The organism is Treponema primitia ZAS-1 (assembly GCF_000297095.1).
Classification (GTDB): domain Bacteria; phylum Spirochaetota; class Spirochaetia; order Treponematales; family Breznakiellaceae; genus Termitinema; species Termitinema primitia_A.
In genome coordinates this window covers 12,584-31,483 of sequence record NZ_AEEA01000035.1, presented here as the reverse complement: position 1 = coordinate 31,483, position 18,900 = coordinate 12,584, and the positions used below count along the sequence as shown (strand labels likewise).

Sequence of the window (18,900 nt, the reverse complement as noted above, 5' to 3'; positions counted from 1 at the left end):
TGGGGGGTCCATAGGGGGCCTATTTCGCATAACGATGTATACCGCTTAGAGCATAGTTAGAAACATAATTTGGCGAAACAGCCGGGGAAGCCTGCGCCTCAGAGAGAAGCCTTTGCCGGTGTTTGGGGCTTAGTTAGAAGCTTCATTTGGCGAATCGGCCGGTGAAGCCATGCGCCCCCCGAGGCTCGAAAGCACACCTTCAAGTAGTACGGAGTGGGGTGTCGGGAAGGAAAAGTATGGAGGGACCCTTTGGGAGGTCCCATACTTTTCCTTCCTGACAGGCCCCCCCGATCAATTGTGTGCTTTCGGAAACCCAGTCAGCGCATGGCTTCACCGGGGTCCGTGGTTTATATTGTACTTACGGGCTTCTCCTAGTATAGTGATTTTAGGAGCTGCCATGTCGGAATACCAAAGGCCAAGCTGGGATGAATACTTTATGGAGGTCTGCGACGCCATTTCAAAGCGGGCGACCTGTGATAGGGGCCGTTCAGGCTGCGTTATTGCCAAGAATCACCAGATCCTGGTAACCGGCTACGTAGGGGCTCCCGCGGGACTGCCCCATTGCGATGAAGTGGGACACCAGTTCAAAAAGATGCTCCACGAGGACGGAAGCGAAACCACCCACTGTGTGCGGACCGTCCATGCGGAACAGAACGCTATCTGCCAGGCTGCCAAGCGGGGTATTGCCATTGAGGGGGCTACCCTCTACTGCCGGATGACCCCCTGCAGGACCTGCGCCATGCTTATCATCAACTGCGGCATAGTCCGGGTAGTCTGCCAGCGGCGGTATCACGACGCCGAAGATTCTGAATCCATGCTTGAAAAAGCGAAGATACAACTGGAATATATATACAACGAAGTACAACAATACGAAAAACAGTAGGCGGCAAGTTCTTTTCAGTTTTTATACGGGCAGTTCCAGGACTATACGGTGCTTAAGGTATATTTCTTCCAGGGTTCGTTTGGGGCCCGGGGCGTTCATGCGTCTCCGCAACTGTGCGGCGTCCCGGCGGTCAACATAAAAATCGTAGAACGAGCGGGGGTCATCGTTATTGACAACCGTGTAGGCGGGATTGCTCCCCAGGTAACTGCGGACCTCATCGTTATCAACCGCAGAAATCCCAAAGCGGATAAGCCGGGATCGGACCTCCAGAATTTCTTCATAGGAAAGGCCGAAGAGGAATTCCTCCAGGGCTTGCAGGGTTTCATCGTTAGAAATACTGCGCATTAAAAATTTGCACCAATCGTCCCCCAGTTCCGTGGAAACCCGAATCAGTTCGCTGGAACCATCCATGGTTCCGAAGCAGGGAGGCGCCGCATCCCGGGCGGCCCAGAGGGCTTCCAGAGCGGGTAAGTGCTCAATAGCCCGGGGATCCACACCGCTATCCCAGAGGGTAATCAGGTCATCGGCCAGGCGGAACCGGATATGATCGGGAAAAGACACATCCCCAAGACAGGAAAAGTACACCTCCTCGATCATCAGGGTACAAATTATGGAGAAAAGGATACTCCGCACCGGAACATAGAATTCCGGTTTGTCCTGCACCAGGATGGCCAGCATAGAAAATGCGTGGGACTTTGCAACCAGGTAGCTGCGGACAGCCACAACCCGGGTAGGACTGCGCAGTAAATGGGAGGGGTGGGAGAAGCTGGTAATGGAATCGATGAGTTTTTCCTCATCCCGCATCTCCCCCCGGACCATTTGGCTTTCCCGGATTGATGGGAATCGGGAAATAACCGTTCCCAATTCCCGGAGACAGGAAATACGGACCCGGGCAGTTTCAATATCTTCACAGTTCCCGGACTCCAGATAGGCCATTAGCTCCCGAACCAATTTTTCCTCATGGTCAGTTAAACCTAATATTGGGACGCCGGAATCTTCTTTTTCGGGTTCGGAGGAAGACATATCTAATAAGGTACCCCAGTGGTGGTATTAAATCAACTCATTATTAATTTTTCCGGTGTTTAGTTTTGGTCTATTTCCGCAAACGCTTCGGTCAGGAAGGTATTGAGAAATAGCAGCCCCCCTTTGGTTAGGCCCAGGGGCTTTTTTTGGAGGAGCCCCCGGGATTCCCAGCGGCGGAGGGTTTGGGGGATAAGGCTTTCCAGGGGGCGGTGAAACCGTTTTTCGAACAGCGCCGTGTCCGGGCCTTTGAGGTACCGGAAACCCATGAGTATACTTTCCCGTATCAGGGTCGGCTGATCCAAGGCTTCTTCGGTGTAGGGCGCGCAACCGTCCCGGCGGAGCCAGCTGTCCAGATCGGCCTTGTACGTGCGGCGCAGGCCGGTTTCGTCGGCAATGAGGGTGCCGGAACCGCCCGGCCCCAGACCCAGCCAGTTTTCCATGCGCCAGTACCGAATGTTGTGACGGGCTTCCTTCCCGGGCTGGGAAAAGTTGGATACCTCGTATTGGGCATAGCCCGCCGCTTCCAGGGTATTTCGGCCGGTGATCCAGAGGCGGTCCGCTTCGTCATCCTCCGGTAGGGGACAGGTCCCCTGCTCCAGGGCGGCTGCCAGGGGGGTACCCTCTTCCGGAGTCAGCGAATAGAGGGAAAGGTGTCCCGGCTCGTAGGACAGGGCTTTTTCGATATCCTTTTGTAAAATGTATTCACCTTGAAAGGGAAGCCCCGTCATGAGGTCCAGAGAAAGGGCGCCGTCGAAAATTTCGGCGGCTAAACTGAGACGCTCCGGTAGCAGGGCGAGTTCCCCTACCCTATGGACCGCCCGGCGGGATGGCTCGTGGAAGCTCTGGATACCCAGGCTCAACCGCGTCACCCCGCGATCCCGGCAGACCCGCAGTAATTCCCCGTCCGCCGATTCGGGGTTTGCCTCCAAGGTGAATTCCCCGGGCCGCAGCGCCCCTACCCCCTCCAGCAGCCGGTCCAGCCGTGCCGCGCCAAGTACCGATGGGGTGCCTCCACCTATATACACGGTTGGAACATGGCTAATCCCCAGGGCGATTAGGTCCGCCTCCAGATCCTGTAGGATCAGATCCACAAATTGGTCCAAACGTGTATCATCGGATCTAACCGGGATGGAATAAAAATCACAGTAATCACAAACCCCGGAACAGAACGGTACGTGGATATAAACCCCCGCCTCTTTTCCCATTCCTAGGGTCTTCCCAGCTTGGTAAAAGGCCAGTAACGGAAGAGCAGCTTTCCCACAACAATATCCACCGGGATGGGACCCCAGGTACGGGAATCGTTAGTATTACTGCGATCATCCGAGAGGACGAAGCATTCATTTTCACCAAGGATACGGGTATCCATATTTCCGGAGAAGGGGATTGATTCATCCCACAGGGCGGGAATCTGGGGAATTGTGGGAACATAGGGCCGGTCGGATAGTTCAAACTCCGTAAGGGCATATTTTTCGCCCGCAGGCTTTAACCGAAGAACAAAGTTGGTCATGGAAATTTCATCCCCCGGTAGACCGATAACCCGCTTTATATAATAATGTTCACTCGTATCAAAGAGACTCACCCGCTGAAGGGTGAAAAACCTCAGCAGAATATCTATGACATTTCTTGTAATATCCGATTTTTCCTTCAGAGACATATCTACCAGGACCACATTTCCCCGGCGGAAGGGAGGTTCGCCGCCGAGCAGATCCTTTCCGGCCAAAAAACTGTAAATTTTATTGGATGAAAAGATAAACCGGTCTCCGGCACGGAGGCCGGGCTGCATAGTTTCGTTCTCTAAAACCCGCATGGAAAAGAAAAGAGTGGTCAGGGCTGCATATAAAACAAAAAAGGCCAGAAGCCATAGCAGAACCCACCATATCTGATGGCGCTGATCCTTCTGGGCGGCATAGGAATATTTTCGCCATTTGTTAAACATAAAAGCTATTCCCCATAATTACCGTATTAAACCGGCGCGCCATGTAGGAAAGAGGGGCCAGTAAATCAAAGCCCCCTTACCTAAAATCTTGGATACCCTTACGGGGCCGAAATAACGGCCGTCCCGTGAATTGTCCCGGTTATCCCCCAGGGGGAGGATGCGGCCCTCCGGTACATACCAGCCCTGGGTATGCCGGGCCAACAGGGTCCGGTAACGGTTTTCCTGGGGACGGGCCCCCCGGAGCAGTTCCAGCCGGGATCGCTCGTGGGCCAGATAGTCGGGGTACCGCAGGGTATTTGCCCGGGAAGCCGCGGCGGCCAAATCTTCCGGCAGCGTCAGACCCAGGTCTATGTAGGCGGCGGCCCTTCCGGCGGCTAAGAGACTGGGATAGGCCGCGCTTTCCATAAGGCGGCTCAGCCTGTGCTCCATACCCCGCTGGGCTATGTATTCCCGTTCCACCGCCCAGCGGTCCTCCCCGGCAAAACGGATCTTCAATTCCCCCTGCTCGGTGATAAACCGGTCCCCGCCCATACCAACCGCCCGCTTAATCAGAAAGTGAACCTTGGGATCCCCGGATTCATCCCGGTCTATATCCACCAGGGAGAGGGTAAGCATATAGATAATACGCTGGGCTATATCAAAGACCGGCCCCTGGGAAATGTACGAGGGGTTTTCAAATATGATCACATCATTCCGTTTAGGCTTAATGAAGCTGGGCAGCTTTGCCATCCCGGGGAGCAGTTCCGGCCCATAGATAATCTTATTAACGAAAATCCGGTCTTTAATTAAAAGGGTATCGATCATAGACCCCGAAGGGATCTGGTATGCCTGGAAAAAATACTGATTGATCAGAAGTACCACCCCGGCAGCCCAGAGAAAGGCCTCAATCCAATCCAATACAGGATTCTTAGCTCGCTGCTTTTCCTTTTTGATCCGCTTGATCCGCTTCCTGCGGCTTAAATAGCCTTCGGTAAGTCCCTGGATAGTATCAAAAAAGTCCCTTCCTTCTATCATATGAAATTAAAAATATCATTTTACACCATCGTTGACAAGGTACGAAGGGGGCCCTATAATGCCCTAATGTTCGGGAAAAAGCCTGCATCGGCTTTACAGATAGAGACCCTGCCGGAAGATCAGGTCCATCTAAAGCCTATTCTGGGTATTCGGCCCGGAGTGTACCTGGCCGGCCTTTATGCCCTGATACTCCTGGGAATATTTTTCTTTACCCTCCTTTACCCCGGTATTACCAGGCCGGGAAGCCTTCTCGTCCTTGATTCCGAACCCCAGGGCGCTGCGGTGCGGGTGGACGGAATTACCCTGGGAACCACCCCCTGCGAGCTATTCACCGCAAAAGGCACCAGGCTTGTAGAGCTGGTCCTTCCGGGGTTTACACCGGTCCGGCAGGAAAGGATCATCCCGGGCCGTGTTTTTGCTTCCTGGTTTTTCCCCCGGCGTATAGCTGTTTTTGTAAGCCTTGAGGCGCCGCAGCCCCTGGAGGCCCTTATCTCCGGGGCGGTCGAATATACCCGGTGGTCCTTTACCGGAGAGCCAACCGCGGCATACCAGATCCCCCAGGACCTTTCCGAAGCGGCCTATCGCATAGGACCGTCGGCAGCATCTGATCCCAGCATCCGGGAAGAGGCGGGGGAAGTTCTTAAAGCAGCGGCCCGGTTTGCCGTTACCAAGGCAGCCTTGCGGGATCTTCTCCGCGCCCAATTCTTTATCGATAACGGAGGTTTGTCCCCTTCGCCATTGACCATGACCGGTACCGCCGCATCCATCCTGAACTATCTTTCGGATACACCCGGCGCCGCCGCTTGGCTCTCAGAAGCCCTATCGCCGGTCTCCGCCGCCCCTCCGGAGAGTATTCGGCTTTTAGAGGGTTCCCCCTGGTATCGGCAGACCGTATCCGGCGCCGCGGCACTGGCAAAAGACATTTCCGAAGGGGCTGCCGGAACGCAGGGGCCGCCAACCGGGGAAACAATACGCCTGGGGAACCTTAATTTCCAGCGTATCCTTGCGGGAGAATTTATCCAGGGCGCATCCTTTCCCCACCGCGTAAGGCTGGAAAGCTTTTATATTGCCGCCACCGAGTTGGGCGCCGAAGAATGGGAGCGCTTCCTTTCCGCCAATCCCCGGTGGAGACGGGACAATTCTGCCACCCTCATCGGGGAAGGTCTTGCTTCCCCGGGCTACCTCGACGAACCGATCAACCCGCCCTCCTCCAATTCCGGTGTGCCGGGGATCTCCTGGTTTGCCGCGGCAGCCTACTGCGAATGGCTTACCCAATCCCTGCCGGCCTCCCTGGCGGGCTGGGAAGTACGGCTTCCCCGGGAAGCGGAGTGGGAATACGCCGCCCCCCTATTTGCGGTGGATGGGGGTTCCCGGTTCTGGGAATGGTGCGCCGATCCCTACGTACCCCTCAACTACCTGACCGCCTCTCCTACAATGGTAGAAGCGGTCTCTTCTCCGGAGCGATCCCTGCGCGGCGGTTCCTGGATCAATTCCCCCGGCTCGGTGGGTATTGAAACCCGGGCATCCCTGGCCCCGGCCTTATCATCCCCCTTTGTTTCCTTTAGGCCCGTGATAGCGCTGAAAAATTCGTTGCAAGCGGGGCGCTGATGAGCGAGGGGACCAAGACCATCGCCGTAAATCGCCGGGCCCGGCATGATTATTCCGTAGATGACCGTTACGAATGCGGGATAGAGCTGCTTGGTACGGAGGTAAAATCCTTCCGTGACGGAAAGATCTCCTTCCCCGATGCCTGGGCGGAGGTAATAAGCGGCGAAGTGTGGCTCCGTTCTTTGCGGATCGCCGAAAACCCCTTTTCTTCAATCTTCAACCACGATCCGGACCGGAAAAAAAAGCTGCTCCTTCACCGGGACGAGATCAAACGTATTACGCGGAAAGTGGATGAAAAAGGATACACCCTAATCCCCCTGTCCTTTTATTTTAAAAAGGGCCGGGTTAAGGTTGAACTCGGTCTCTGCAAGGGAAAGAAAAGCTACGACAAACGGGCGGACATACGGGAACGGGATATCACCCGGGAAATTTCCCGGGATTTTCGTCAAAAGTTACATTGAATTATATCTTTTTATCGAAACTATTGTTGTAACATAGATTATATTGTATAATATTAATATGAAAAGGATGATTTTGTCCTTTTTTCTTTTCCCAATTCTTTGTTCCGTCCCCCTTGCGGCGGAGGATAATAAACCGATCATTCAGGTCATACCCTTTGTTATAGAAGGTTTAGGCCAGGAAGAAGCGCGGTTTATTTCAACCTTGATACAGTCTTATGTAACCGACATTGGCGATGTAGTACAGGTTTACGACGCAGGCATGGAAAGTCCCGTACAAGAAAATGAAACTTATTCCCTGTCTGCGGATAAGATGCCGGATTTTATCCTTTCCGGAAGTATTACCGTTGATCAAGATACCCGGATCCTATCTTTGAAGATAATTAAAAACGAAACCGGGGAAACGGCGTATCATACTTCCATACATAGAACAACCACCGATTTAACCTTAAAGGCACGATCCCTGGTGGAAGCGGCCTTTTCCACCGGGTTTGATGGAATGTTTCATGAGGCGGTATCCCAGGAAATTCTCGCGGAATCTCGCATTCTGGGTACTTGGCGGGGTGATACCGGGATTGCGATTGTTCGTCTCCAGCGGGGTGGAACCGGAATAGCCATCCTTTCTTCCGGCGTACAGATGAATCTGGTTTACAAGATTGAGGATAACAGCCTAAAGGTTACCCAAATTTCTCCAAATACGGAACGGTTCTATCATCCCATGCCCTTTGAGGTGGCCAGGATACTTAAATCCCGTGCGGAACCTTGGCAGTATGTACTTTTTCTTTACGATAACGGTACGGTTTTACGGGGCTTAAAAACATTCACCGGCGTACGGTACGAGGCTAACAGGTTTGTAGAATTAATTCCCGGTTCTGTCCAGGAAGCGGAATGGACGAAAACATCGCGCTAGCGATGTTCGGCATCCCATTAGCGGTAGTTACGCCAACGTATACGGCGTTCCCGCATAAATTCGGAAATGCTTAACAGAACAAGCACCCCAATCCCGGCGCAGAAAGCGAGGAACCAGAGTATCCTTTCGGGAATAAAACCCGGAGATCGGGGGATCGTAATCTGCCCAGCGGTGGTCCGTTGCTTTTTAGCCCCCCCAAGCCCCACGATCCGGACAAAATTCTCATTCGAGGCGCCATAACCAAGCTCCCGAGCGTAGATCATGATGGTATCCGAATCGTATGTCAGGGAATTCACGGTCCCCGCAAGTTCCTGATTAAGGTTCTGCAGAGCTTCAATATTTGTCCGCTGTTTTTCCCGCTCTGCCGAAAGCTGCTTATATGCGTAGGACCCAGTGGGGCCCACAAAAAAAGCGGAAACCGTATATACGGCCAGGGTCGTCCAGACTGCTATGAGGTATTTCAAGAAACGCATTATACATATTAACGGCTATTTTTCCCTATTCTTGAGGGTACTCCGTGACGGTTTTTCAAATATCCATTGACAACAGAAAAAACCACAGATAAGCTCAATATATAGTATGTATTGACGATAATTGATATTATACGTGTAATTTTAGTGGGAGAGGGTCATGGCAGCAAAAAAAAATCCTTCAATATACGATGATCGCAGTACAATCGGGTCCTCCGATGAACTTGATGAGTATGGCGTATGGGTAAAACTTGAACCCCATGATCTAAGCGAAAGCCAGGACCTGGGTGGTGGATTCCTTTCCGACTTGGGAAGCGTTTCCGGTTTTCCCCCTGAATTTAACGCCGAAGTTCCCCCGGATGGAACGGCTTCCGAAGATTTATCGTTTGAGGACTTTAACGGTTCCGATGGAAATTCCATCGAGGAAGACCTTGGCTTTGATGATGTAGAGGCAGTACGGAAAGATATTCAATCCTCCCCGGTACATGATGCTCCCCAAGGAATAGGCAAGGGCGATACGGCGGATGTTTCCACCCAAATATTGATGAAAATCGCCGATGAACTGGCTTCAATAAAAGGCGAATTGTCCAGCCTTAAAAGCGAGCTTTTGGTAATCCGTAACGAAAGACCGGATCAAAATGCCGGTGAAGATGAAGCCGACGGGACCGGGTTCTTTGATGAAGAGGACGATGATAAAATCGCCCTCACCGGGGATGAGCTTAACAATATTATTCATACCGCCGATTTCACCGAGGAGACCGGATCAGACGCCGGCGAAGGCCTTAACGATGAATTTATTTCCCTGGACACTGCGGCAATGGAAAGCTTGGAGAACAACAAGACCGGTGAGGAGCTCCTCTACGATGGCCTGGGCAGGCCTTTGTATCGGGCATCCGGAGATACCATCCCTGCGCAGGAAACTTCATTGCAAGTTCCGGAAGAACCGGCTCCTGCTGCGGAAATTGAAGACAACGATTCCCCTGGAGAGATCCTCTACGATGGTCTGGGTAGGCCGCTGAACCGTACATTAGCGGACAGTGAAGACGTCGATACCTCCCTTGAGACGAAGGATACCGAGGCCTTAAAGGCCCTCAGGGAAAACGGGGTGGAACCCATGACTCCTCCCCCCGATGATACGAGCTACCTTGAGGAGGATCCTCTGGCGGAGGAGCAAATTGATCTGTCCGATGCGATCATCGACGAGCCGGATCTGAGCGAAGGTATCAAAGAGACTCCATTGGAAGAACCTTCCCTGGATAACCTTTCACTGATCGATCTGGACAATATGGATGATACGGACATACCCAAGCTTGATGAAAATCTTTTTGAGGATGTTTCTTTCGACAATTTTTCAAGCGGAGGTGAATCGATTGACCTTTCGACCGGGGAGACCGCCGCTGCGGAAAACAATTCCGGTAGTTCCGAATTTACCGAAGTATCCTTTGATGATCCCATAGTTGCTGACGATGAAATATCTCTTGAAATTTCCGATGGGGATCTGAACTTTGAAATGCTCACCGAAGATGCGGAGCTTCCTATCCAGGAAAATGTCCAGGATAATGTTATTACCGACGATTCCTTTGAATCAATATCTTTAGATGACGATGGAGAGGACCCTACAGAGCCTGTGGTAGATGAAAATCTGGAACAGGCCCTGCCCGACGGTATGCAAATCGTGCTGGATCTTCCGGAACTTGATTTGCCCCTCGAGGAGATCGACGAACTATGTAATGATTTGGAGCTTGATGATAAAAATTTTGACGGTCCCGGCGCCGCGGATACCGCGGACGCCGGGGATCTGAATATAGATTTACCGGATAATTTTTCCATCGAAATTCCAACACAACCGGATTCAGGTTTAGGGATTCCTTCCTCCATTAAAATGGAACTAAAAAATGTACTTGTCTATATGGACAAACTGCTGGAATCTCTTCCTGAAGAAAAGATTGAAGAGTTTGCCAAATCCGAATATTTTGATACCTACAAAAAACTCTTCGAGGAATTAGGCATAAGCTAATGGGTCTTTTAAATAAGGCATCTATCAAAGAATCTTCTCGGGAATTAAGTGAAGCAGGTAAGGCTCTGCGGGATAGAATTTTACGGCTTGGGTTAAAAAAATCATCCGCCTATACCGCACTTAGTCTTTTAAAAGGCTACGGTTCCTTTAAAATCGGTGCATGCTTGGAATTGAAAAAAGATGTCTATGAAAGCTATGTCTCCGTAGGGCTGGGAATTAGCAAACTTCGTATACCAAAAGATGGTTTAACCGGAGGAAAACAATCATTTTTAAAAATTTCCAATCCGGAATCTTTTGGCTTTAAATTCTTCACAGCCGGTATGAATCTCTGGATGTTTACCCTGGATAATTGCAGCCCCTTCCGTTACCTTCTTCTTGCGGTAGAGGAAAGCGGTTCCGGTTTTAATCCGGCAGCAATAGCATTACTTATTTCTGAAACCAACAAAGTGTTTTTCCCAATAGAGAACCGGGCAGAACCGGCGCCGGAAAGATTTGATCTGGAAGTACCGGAAGATATCATTACCCGGAAAGAAGCTATTCCAAAAGAAGAAAATCCGGCGGAATCTTCGCTTTCCGCCTCACAAACTTTCCAAGGGGTGGAACCGGAAGAAACCCCGGAAGGGATACGCACAAAAATTACCGGGTACCATCAAAATAACACTGATTTTCAGGGTATACTTCTTGAGGCGCCGGCGGTGGCGCCAAAAAGCAGTAATGCTCCCTTTGCCGAACATGTCTCTGTCATGGCCGGGGCATTTGGCCCGCTGATAGTTCTTCCCTCCAAACGGGTACTTGTCCTGCTTCCCCCGTCTCTTGACCGGGAAATTGTCGCCCATCGGCTTTCCAAGAGCCTTGGCGCCGAAGTTCTGGTTTGTTTTGAAACGGATGTTCCGGATAAAGCCCTGGAGCTTATCCAGCCCTACCTATAATATGCTTGAACGGCTTGTTTCTACGGGAAGTGGTTTCCCTACGGTCTATGTCGGAGATCTGGCCCTGCATTCACGGTATAATCCCCCCGCAGAGGCGGAAAAATATATCAATTCCCTCAACTTTCGTGGGGGTGTTCGTTTTTTTATCCTCCTGGAGCCCGGTTTGGGATACGCTGCGGAGGTACTACGGAAAAATTTTCCCCACACCGTTATCCTAAACATCCATGTTTCCGATTTTTTTTCCCGCCCTGAAATCAGTTCCTGCGGCGGTGCTGCTGATGGGGTATGGAGCCCCGGTTCCGGGGAGACCCTGCTGCACTTTCTGGAAAACCATTTGCCTGATACGGAAGCTGCTGCGGTAGCCATAGTTGAATGGCGTCCTTCCCAGGCAGCCTTTGGTGAGGCATACCTCAAACTTTTTGCAGAAATCGTGGAATATATAAAAAGGATAGACGCCAATAAACGGACCGTAGATAATTTTGGAAGACGGTGGTTTAAAAATGTATTTAAAAATCTTCGGCTTTTAAAAAAATCTCTCCGTTATCACCCTTTTCTTTCTCCAATAGTAATCACCGGCGCCGGACCGAGTCTGGAGGAGACCATCCCCATTTTAATGGAACAGAAAAAGTATGCGTCACTATTTATCCTGGCTGTCTCATCCTCCGTTCCTGCGCTGCTGTCCGCATGTTTGCAGCCGGATCTGATACTTACCACCGATGGCGGAAACTGGGCTCTGCTGCATCTTTACGAGGCTCTCAGGGCCAAACAGCGAAAGGTCCCGGCCTTTGCTGCGGCGATTACGGCTGCCCTCCCCTCCCAGTTCGCTGAACTTCCCTGGCTTCCCATAAGCGACGGGTCCCTCTGGCAGAATCTTCTGCTGCACAGTACTGGCCTTCCCTTTGCGGTGCTTCCCCAACGGGGAACCGTTACCGCCACCGCCCTGGATCTGGCTTTTAAGCTCTCCCAAGGGCCTATATATATAACCGGCACAGATCTTGGCCACCGGGATATCAAAACCCATGCCAGGCCCTACAGTTTTGAGAGGCTCCTTACGGATAAGGAATCCCACTTCAATCCGGTATATTCTCAAACCTTTATGCGCGCTTCCTCTATCGCGGCCGCAGGCAGCCATGGCATCTACACCCAATGGTTTGCCCGCCAAATGGCCTCCTATCCGGATCGTCTCTTTTCCATTGGAAATAACAGTTCTGTTTTTACGGAACGCAGTAGCCGTATTCTTTCTCCAGTATCGGGACCTGTAAAAGATTTCGTCGCAGAAACAGCAATACCGAATGAAGAACCATCCACAGAAACGATATCAGCAGCGTTGCTGCATGCCATGGAATCCGATGAAACCCGGAAGGTTCTTATGCAGGAACTAGGCCCCCTGCTTTTCCCCGGTTCTTCCACGGTATCTGCCGAAGCGATTCGGGAGGAAATATATGCCGCCAGCGGGGTTGACCATGGATAAGAGTTTTTTCTTTGAGCGTAACCTATTAGCCCTCTCCAGATTTGATCCACCCCTCTGCTCCCGTCTTTCCGGAGCGGAAACTACCCGGGGTAAATATAAATTTATCGATTCCCGTTCCGGAGTATCCATCCCCGCTTTGGTTGATTCTTCCGGCGCCGCACATCCTCTCCATTCCCTGGTGGATCCACGGAAGGAAGGGAAACGCCTGGTTTCCACCCTTGGCAACGAGGGGTTTCTTATCATTTTCGGTCTTGGCGGGGCCTTCCACGTGGAAGCAGCCCTTGAACGGCCCGAAACCGAGGAACTTACGGTTATTGATTTTGATATCCACGGCGTAGCGGAACTGTTAAGCTCCCAGGAATATATTAGTATCTTTAACGATCCCCGGTTCCGCTTATTGGTGGATCCTTCCTGGGAAGCCCTGGAAAAACATATCCTGGATCGGTATAAACCCGGTATCTGCGGCGGCTTCGCATTGCTGCCGCTGCGTACCAGGGCCGATTTTGGACGCCCCCTGTTCACCGAGGCCGGAGAGGTGATTAAGTCCGCCATTGATGCGGTATCTGCGGATTATTCTGTTCAGGCCCATTTTGGCAAACGCTGGTTTTCTAATATCGTCCGCAATCTGCCCCTGGCGGAACAGAGTACCCCTGCCCTCCCCCCGATACGCAGCGCCGCCATATGCGCCGCCGGGCCGAGCCTGGATGCACAGATACCTTTACTGCTGGAAAAAAAAGAACGGCCCTTCATTATTGCTGCGGATACTTCCCTGCCAAGCCTGCTCAGCGCAGGCCTGGAACCGGATGCGGTGGTTTCCATCGATTGCCAGCATATCAGTTACTACCATTTTATGGCGGGGCTTCCCGAACATACCCTGCTCTTTCTCGATCTGGCCAGCCCTCCCCTGGTGGCATCCCGTTCTATCCGGCCTTATTTTTTCTCCGGAGGACATCCCTTAACCCGTTATTTGTCCCGGTATTGGCGGCCTATTCCGGAACTGGATACTTCCGGAGCCAATGTCAGTTACGCAGCCCTGTCCCTGGCGGAATACCTTGGCGCCCGGAGTATTGAGTTATACGGCGCCGATTTTTCATATCCCCTGGGGATCACCTATGCCCGTGGGAGTTATATCCGTACCCTCTTTGAAAACCGTCAAACTCGCTGCGCTTCCCTGGAGGCCCTTCACTCAGCTTTTCTTTACAGAACTCCTCTTTCCAAGCAGAACCCGGAAAAAAAATCCTGGTATTATGAAACAAAGGCCCTAACCATGTACCGGCAGCGGCTTGAAGAAAAGGTTCGTAACATTACTGCGAAGGTATACTCCGCCCCAGGCATGGGGGCGCCAATAAGCCTTAAACCCGGGCTGGGAGAAAGGATTGCCGGAGACATTGGCGGGGTATATCGGCTTTTTTCATCCGGAAAAGCAGCCATGGGCGCCCGGGAATTCCTTACCCGTTACCAAACGGGTATATCCGCCCTGCCTGTCATACAAGGGCCGGTACAGAACTACCTCGCGGTCCTTACCCAAGAAGAAAACATTATCTTTACTACCCTGCTTCCCACTGCAGCGGCATTAAAAAAAAGGTCGCCGGATTTGAATACCCCGGCGGTTTTTAATGCGGTAAAAGAATATTGCATTGGGGAGCTAAATAAGGTTATTAAGTAACCCCCCAACACAAACTATTTATTTTAACAATATAATATCAGAAAAGAGATTTTCAAACAGTTCCTGCTTGCCGCTGGTCCAGCCGGCTTTACCGTAATCCTTGGCAAGAGCGGCCAACGCGTCCAGGGTAAATCCGCTCTTCTCAAATTTCGCGCCATCCCCTGAATCAAAGGAGGAGTAACGTTTTTTAATCAGATCCGGAATACGCCCGTCATCAAGGACCGCAGAGGCCTTTTCAAGTCCGTAGGCAAAGGTGTCCATACCGCCGATGTGGGCGATAAAAAGATCCTCAGGATCAATTGAGTTGCGGCGGATTTTTGCATCGAAATTAAGCCCCCCGGTTTTGAAACCGCCCATGCGGAGGATAGTAAGCATCGCCAGGGTGGTCTCATAAACGCTGGAGGGGAATTGATCCGTATCCCAGCCGTTACGGGGTTCGCCGCGGTTTGCGTCAACCGATCCGAGCATATCGTTATCAACACAGACCGACAGTTCATGATAGAAATCATGGCCCGCAAGTTCCGCGTGGTTAGCCTCAATATTCAACTTAAAGTCCTTCTCAAGGCCGTGGGCTTTTAAAAAACCGATAACCGTTTCGGAATCAAAATCATACTGATGTTTGGTCGGTTCCATCGGTTTCGGTTCGATATAGAAAGAACCTTTAAAACCTTGTTTGCGTGCATAATCCCGTGCAATGGTCAGGAATATGGCGAGGTGTTCCTTTTCCCGTTTCATGTCCGTGTTAAGCAAAGACATATAACCCTCGCGGCCGCCCCAGAAGGTGTACCCTTCGGCGCCGAGCTTTATGGCGCCGTCAATAGCATGTTTCACCTGATTGGCGGCCTGAACCACAATGTTAAAATCAGGGTTGGTCGCCGCCCCGTTCATGAACCGGGGATTGGTAAACACATTGGCCGTTGCCCAGAGGAGTTTTACCCCCGTAGCATCCTGCCGCTTCTTCAACTCATCAACAATAATACCGAGGTTCTTGGCGGTTTCATCGGGGTCCTTGCCTTCGGGGGCTATATCCCGGTCATGCCAGCAATAGTAGGGAGCACCGATCTTGGTGATAAATTCAAAAGCCGCGTCCGCTTTATTTTTAGCGTTCTGCAGGGGTTCATTGGTACTGTTCCATGGGAAGATATGGGTAGCGGAGCCAAAGGGGTCCGCACCATCACCGCAGAAACTATGCCAATACGCAATTGCAAAACGAAGCCAATCCTTTGTTTTTTTTCCACGCACCGTTTTTTCGGCGTCATAATACTTAAAGGCCAGGGGATTTTTTGATCCGCTTCCTTCATAAGGGATTTTTCCTATGCCGGGAAAATATTCCTTGCCGCCGGTAAAATAATTTGCCATACAATACTCCAATTCTCATTATTGATAAAGCGGACTAAGCGCTTTAAGGTACTTGTTATACTCCGTATATGCGGTATTATATGCAGCGACAGTTTTGCTATCCGGTTTGATACTTTCATTTTCCTGAATTTCTATATGTTCATCCGTAAGGACCGCTATATCCGCAGGCTTTCCATCTTTTTTCAGGAGACACCAGAGGGCTTGTATTGCGCCGCCCATGGCGGCGGATTCCGCATTTGCAGGACGTTTTACGGGGATGTTCAGAATATCCGCTGCCATCTGACGCCAGATAGGGCTTTTACTCCCCCCGCCGGTGATTCTGATTTCACGGGCCTTAAAGCCAAGCTTCACAAAAGCCTCCAGACCGCCGCGCATCCCAAAAATTGCCGATTCCATCGCGGCCCGGGCTACGTTTTCCCTGGTAAAGTTAACCGCGCTAATACCGGAAATACTCGCCCGGCCATTGGGAAGGTTCGGGGTGCGTTCGCCGTTAAAGAAGGGGAGAAACACGATGCCTTCCGCTCCGGGTTTTGATTTTTCCGCCAGCGCGTCGAATTCTTTCACCTCCAGGTTAAATATACGACGGGCTTCTTCGGTGGCCACGGTACAGTTCATCGTACACAAAAGCGGAAGATAAGCGCCGGTGGATGAATTAAAGCCCGAAAGCCCGTTTTTTGGATCAGACAGGGGCGTTTCCGAGTAACCGTAGAGGGTACCTGATGTGCCCAGGCTCATGGAAAGAACCCCATCCCGAACCGTGCCGGTTCCGATGGCGCTCATCATATTATCACCGCCCCCGGAAGAAACGGGAATCCCCGCCGGAATCCCAAAACGCTTGGCCGCCGCGTCATGGACAAAGCCGTTGGGCTCATCCGAATTGATAAGGGGGGGCAGCAAACCAAGGAGCTTTTCGTCAATTATGGCGCATATCTTCTTTGACCAGGAACGGGTTTTCCCGTTAAAAATCGCCATACCCGAGGCATCCCCGTATTCGGCTTTGTATTCACCGGTAAAGCGGTAATTAAGGTAATCGTGGGGAAGCATAATGTAGCGCAGCCGGGCAAAAGCCTCAGGTTTATGCCGTTTAAGCCAAAGTATTTTTGGGGCAGTAAACCCGGGCAGCATAAGGTTACAGACCTCTGCTATGACCGCATCATCCCCACCGGCCGCCTGGGTGATTATCCGGCATTCCTCGGCGGTGGAAGTATCATTCCAAAGCTTTACGTTGTATAGAGCCTTACCATCCGCGTCCAGGGGCACAAAACCATGCTGATGTCCCGAAATCCCTATGGCGGCAATACTATTTTTTTCTTCCGGTGAAAAGGCGGAAAAACATTTTTCCAGCGCCGCATCAAACCATTCTGTTTTTTGTTCACGGGTCCCGTCACTTTCCGCAATAAGTTCTACCGGCTCTGCCTTTGAAGCGATAATACGATGGGCATTCCAGTCGTACAGAACCACCTTGATACTTTGGGTACCCATGTCAATACCGGCGACAGTCCTTATCATTGTAATTCCTCCGTTAAGGGCGTATACATAAAGCACTTAAAATCAGCATGGGCGGCATAATTTGCCGTATCTATACAGAACATGCCGATAAAAGCGCCGGTAAAACCCTCCTGATAATATTCATCCGAAAGGACCGCTGCGTCAAGGACAGGCCGCAGGGTATTCCAGACATTCCCATCCAGGGAATACCGGAATCTGCCCGTAGTACCGTGAACGGTCAGACCAAGCCAGATTCCGCCATCCTTGGACAAGGCCGTATCATCGGTCCGGGAATACACGCCGGCGATCATCGAATGAACGGAAAGGACCCTGCCCTTTTGTTCATCATAGGAAAGGGCAAGCAGGTACTGATTATTTTCATCATAGCGCCAGGAAAGCCCAGCCAATTCATGAAAGCTCTTGGGTTCAAATTCCATATAGGTTTCCGAGGCAAAGGAAAAATCAAGCTGACGGCGGGCCAGAAGGGTTTGTTTAAACCGGGAGACCGGCGATTGTCCTCCCCGAAGACGCAGAAAGCCTTTACGGGCGTTAAGGGAGTAAAACTCAGTATCAGGCGCAGTACGCAGGGTCTTAAAATCCCGGTCAATACTATTGGTATCGAACCGGTAATTTTTTAAAACAGAGTACGGTTTCGGAAGCTCCGCAAGGGGCTCCGGCGGTGCAAAGCTTGCACCGGGAAAATTCGGAATGCTTTCCCCAAAAACGCTGCGGGGTTTATCCGTCCCGTTCAGGTCCGCGTATTTGACATAGGGCCAGCCATCGCTATGCCATTCAAGTTCTGTTAATGCGGTTTCACGTCCCAGGACACAGTGTTTCGTTCCCGGGAGCGGACGTCCGCAGAGGAAGGCAAGATAGGTTTTGCCATTGGGGGTATCACACCAACTGGCATGTCCCGCCTTTTGTAAATAAAGATCCGTCCTTCCATAGGATGTTAACAGGGGGTTTGTCGGATGGACCTCATAGGGCCCATCAATAGTTTTTGAACGGGCCAGGGTAGCGGCGTGTTCATACTGGGTTCCCCCTTCGGCGGTTAATAGATAATACCAGTCATTTTTTTTATAGAGATGAGGCCCCTCCACCAGTTTAATTGCCGTCCCGGTAAAGATATTCTTTACTTTTCCGACGAGTTTTTTTTCTTTGCAATCATATTCCTGCAAAAGAATGCCGGTGAATTGCCAGGCAACATTTGTTTTGCGGTAATCCCATTCCATGTTTACCAGCCATTTCCTTCCATCATCATCGTGGAACAGGGACGCATCAAAACCGGAGGCGTTCAGAAATACCGGATCGGACCAGGGACCTTCGATTGAAGGGGCGGTGGTAAGGTAATTGGGGGCATCCTTCCAGGGGCCTGAATTCCAACTCTGGACATTGGTAAAGACGAGGTAGAACAGGCCATCAGAATAACTGAGACATGGGGCCCATATTCCACCGGAAGCGGGATTGCCAAGCATATCCAGAAGCCGTTTTTCACTGAGCGGCGAAGGAAGCTGTTCCCAGGATGCAAGATCCTTTGACCGGTGAATTTCAACCCCGGGATACCATTCAAAGGTTGAATTGGCAATATAATAGGTATCACCCACCCGCAGTATTGACGGGTCAGGATGAAAGCCGGGCAATATTGGATTTGAAACAGTTATCATGGTT

Annotated in this window: 16 protein-coding genes; 8 read left to right on the top strand and 8 right to left on the bottom strand. The window is 51.3% G+C overall.

Annotated features, from left to right (window positions below; all coding sequences use genetic code 11):
- The first annotated feature begins 397 nt into the window (after positions 1-397).
- Entirely contained in the window at positions 398-883 is a 486-nt protein-coding gene (locus tag TPRIMZ1_RS0105050; protein WP_010255932.1) for a deoxycytidylate deaminase, read from the top strand.
- A gap of 21 nt (positions 884-904) precedes the next feature.
- Here the strand turns inward: TPRIMZ1_RS0105050 and TPRIMZ1_RS0105045 are convergent, their stop codons facing one another.
- From TPRIMZ1_RS0105045 to lepB (TPRIMZ1_RS0105030), 4 genes are read right to left on the bottom strand one after another with little or no spacing between them, the layout of a single operon-like run.
- Complete coding sequence (locus TPRIMZ1_RS0105045) at positions 905-1,906, bottom strand: hypothetical protein (RefSeq protein WP_010255930.1); 1,002 nt, start codon at positions 1,904-1,906, stop codon at positions 905-907.
- A 59-nt stretch (positions 1,907-1,965) separates the two neighbouring features.
- Positions 1,966-3,111 (bottom strand): radical SAM family heme chaperone HemW, encoded by a 1,146-nt coding sequence (hemW, locus tag TPRIMZ1_RS0105040; RefSeq protein WP_010255927.1) that lies wholly within the window; start codon positions 3,109-3,111, stop codon positions 1,966-1,968.
- 2 nt (positions 3,112-3,113) lie between these two features.
- Positions 3,114-3,842, bottom strand: a complete 729-nt coding sequence (gene lepB / locus TPRIMZ1_RS0105035) for a signal peptidase I (protein WP_010255925.1) — start codon at positions 3,840-3,842, stop codon at positions 3,114-3,116.
- An 18-nt stretch (positions 3,843-3,860) separates the two neighbouring features.
- Positions 3,861-4,856 carry a signal peptidase I gene (gene lepB, locus TPRIMZ1_RS0105030; protein ID WP_010255923.1) on the bottom strand — a complete coding sequence of 332 codons (996 nt, stop codon included), beginning with the start codon at positions 4,854-4,856 and terminating at the stop codon, positions 3,861-3,863.
- Between the two features lie 66 nt (positions 4,857-4,922).
- Here lepB (TPRIMZ1_RS0105030) and TPRIMZ1_RS0105025 point away from each other — a divergent pair, with 66 nt between their 5' ends.
- The 3 genes from TPRIMZ1_RS0105025 to TPRIMZ1_RS0105015 are packed head-to-tail and all read left to right on the top strand — an operon-like array spanning position 4,923 to position 7,832.
- Positions 4,923-6,464 carry an SUMF1/EgtB/PvdO family nonheme iron enzyme gene (locus TPRIMZ1_RS0105025; protein WP_010255918.1) on the top strand — a complete coding sequence of 514 codons (1,542 nt, stop codon included), beginning with the start codon at positions 4,923-4,925 and terminating at the stop codon, positions 6,462-6,464.
- Positions 6,464-6,925, top strand: a complete 462-nt coding sequence (smpB, locus tag TPRIMZ1_RS0105020) for an SsrA-binding protein SmpB (protein WP_010255917.1) — start codon at positions 6,464-6,466, stop codon at positions 6,923-6,925. Before TPRIMZ1_RS0105025 ends, smpB begins: the two co-directional genes overlap by 1 nt.
- Positions 6,926-6,983: 58 nt before the next feature.
- The gene (locus TPRIMZ1_RS0105015; protein WP_038077903.1) at positions 6,984-7,832 is read left to right on the top strand and encodes a TP0183 family DNA metabolism protein; all 849 of its coding nucleotides are present in this window, start codon (positions 6,984-6,986) and stop codon (positions 7,830-7,832) included.
- Positions 7,833-7,849: 17 nt separating this feature from the next.
- On the opposite strand, the gene TPRIMZ1_RS0105010 is transcribed toward TPRIMZ1_RS0105015, so the two are convergent.
- Positions 7,850-8,305, bottom strand: a complete 456-nt coding sequence (locus tag TPRIMZ1_RS0105010) for a septum formation initiator family protein (protein WP_010255913.1) — start codon at positions 8,303-8,305, stop codon at positions 7,850-7,852.
- 157 nt (positions 8,306-8,462) lie between these two features.
- Here TPRIMZ1_RS0105010 and TPRIMZ1_RS0105005 point away from each other — a divergent pair, with 157 nt between their 5' ends.
- The 4 genes from TPRIMZ1_RS0105005 to TPRIMZ1_RS0104990 are packed head-to-tail and all read left to right on the top strand — an operon-like array spanning position 8,463 to position 14,385.
- Positions 8,463-10,319 carry a hypothetical protein gene (locus tag TPRIMZ1_RS0105005; RefSeq protein WP_010255910.1) on the top strand — a complete coding sequence of 619 codons (1,857 nt, stop codon included), beginning with the start codon at positions 8,463-8,465 and terminating at the stop codon, positions 10,317-10,319.
- Positions 10,319-11,248, top strand: coding sequence for a hypothetical protein (locus TPRIMZ1_RS0105000; RefSeq protein ID WP_010255901.1), 930 nt, complete (start codon positions 10,319-10,321; stop codon positions 11,246-11,248). The genes TPRIMZ1_RS0105005 and TPRIMZ1_RS0105000 overlap by 1 nt, the downstream gene beginning before the upstream one ends.
- Entirely contained in the window at positions 11,205-12,719 is a 1,515-nt protein-coding gene (locus TPRIMZ1_RS0104995) for a 6-hydroxymethylpterin diphosphokinase MptE-like protein (protein ID WP_232616743.1), read from the top strand. Before TPRIMZ1_RS0105000 ends, TPRIMZ1_RS0104995 begins: the two co-directional genes overlap by 44 nt.
- Positions 12,712-14,385: a motility associated factor glycosyltransferase family protein gene (locus TPRIMZ1_RS0104990; protein WP_010255895.1), complete on the top strand. Its 1,674-nt coding sequence runs from the start codon at positions 12,712-12,714 to the stop codon at positions 14,383-14,385. Before TPRIMZ1_RS0104995 ends, TPRIMZ1_RS0104990 begins: the two co-directional genes overlap by 8 nt.
- A gap of 18 nt (positions 14,386-14,403) precedes the next feature.
- Here TPRIMZ1_RS0104990 and xylA read toward each other — a convergent pair whose 3' ends face one another.
- From xylA to TPRIMZ1_RS0104975, 3 genes are read right to left on the bottom strand one after another with little or no spacing between them, the layout of a single operon-like run.
- A complete protein-coding gene (gene xylA / locus TPRIMZ1_RS0104985) occupies positions 14,404-15,744 on the bottom strand; it encodes a xylose isomerase (protein WP_010255892.1) in 1,341 nt (446 codons plus the stop codon).
- A gap of 18 nt (positions 15,745-15,762) precedes the next feature.
- The gene (gene xylB / locus TPRIMZ1_RS0104980) at positions 15,763-17,253 is read right to left on the bottom strand and encodes a xylulokinase (protein ID WP_010255889.1); all 1,491 of its coding nucleotides are present in this window, start codon (positions 17,251-17,253) and stop codon (positions 15,763-15,765) included.
- Complete coding sequence (locus tag TPRIMZ1_RS0104975; protein ID WP_010255887.1) at positions 17,250-18,896, bottom strand: glycoside hydrolase family 43 protein; 1,647 nt, start codon at positions 18,894-18,896, stop codon at positions 17,250-17,252. Before TPRIMZ1_RS0104975 ends, xylB begins: the two co-directional genes overlap by 4 nt.
- Between the last annotated feature and the right edge of the window lie 4 nt (positions 18,897-18,900).

Bases quoted from the DNA above. Each gene is read 5' to 3' on its own strand.
- TPRIMZ1_RS0104990 (WP_010255895.1), top strand. From the start codon at position 12,712: ATGGATAAGAGTTTTTTCTTTGAGCGTAACCTATTAGCCCTCTCCAGA.
- TPRIMZ1_RS0105005 (WP_010255910.1), top strand. From the start codon at position 8,463: ATGGCAGCAAAAAAAAATCCTTCAATATACGATGATCGCAGTACAATC.
- TPRIMZ1_RS0104975 (WP_010255887.1), bottom strand. From the start codon at position 18,896: ATGATAACTGTTTCAAATCCAATATTGCCCGGCTTTCATCCTGACCCG.
- xylB (WP_010255889.1), bottom strand. From the start codon at position 17,253: ATGATAAGGACTGTCGCCGGTATTGACATGGGTACCCAAAGTATCAAG.
- TPRIMZ1_RS0105015 (WP_038077903.1), top strand. From the start codon at position 6,984: ATGAAAAGGATGATTTTGTCCTTTTTTCTTTTCCCAATTCTTTGTTCC.
- TPRIMZ1_RS0105045 (WP_010255930.1), bottom strand. From the start codon at position 1,906: ATGTCTTCCTCCGAACCCGAAAAAGAAGATTCCGGCGTCCCAATATTA.
- TPRIMZ1_RS0105000 (WP_010255901.1), top strand. From the start codon at position 10,319: ATGGGTCTTTTAAATAAGGCATCTATCAAAGAATCTTCTCGGGAATTA.
- TPRIMZ1_RS0105050 (WP_010255932.1), top strand. From the start codon at position 398: ATGTCGGAATACCAAAGGCCAAGCTGGGATGAATACTTTATGGAGGTC.
- smpB (WP_010255917.1), top strand. From the start codon at position 6,464: ATGAGCGAGGGGACCAAGACCATCGCCGTAAATCGCCGGGCCCGGCAT.
- lepB (WP_010255925.1), bottom strand. From the start codon at position 3,842: ATGTTTAACAAATGGCGAAAATATTCCTATGCCGCCCAGAAGGATCAG.
- xylA (WP_010255892.1), bottom strand. From the start codon at position 15,744: ATGGCAAATTATTTTACCGGCGGCAAGGAATATTTTCCCGGCATAGGA.
- TPRIMZ1_RS0105010 (WP_010255913.1), bottom strand. From the start codon at position 8,305: ATGCGTTTCTTGAAATACCTCATAGCAGTCTGGACGACCCTGGCCGTA.
- lepB (WP_010255923.1), bottom strand. From the start codon at position 4,856: ATGATAGAAGGAAGGGACTTTTTTGATACTATCCAGGGACTTACCGAA.
- TPRIMZ1_RS0104995 (WP_232616743.1), top strand. From the start codon at position 11,205: ATGTTCCGGATAAAGCCCTGGAGCTTATCCAGCCCTACCTATAATATG.
- hemW (WP_010255927.1), bottom strand. From the start codon at position 3,111: ATGGGAAAAGAGGCGGGGGTTTATATCCACGTACCGTTCTGTTCCGGG.
- TPRIMZ1_RS0105025 (WP_010255918.1), top strand. From the start codon at position 4,923: ATGTTCGGGAAAAAGCCTGCATCGGCTTTACAGATAGAGACCCTGCCG.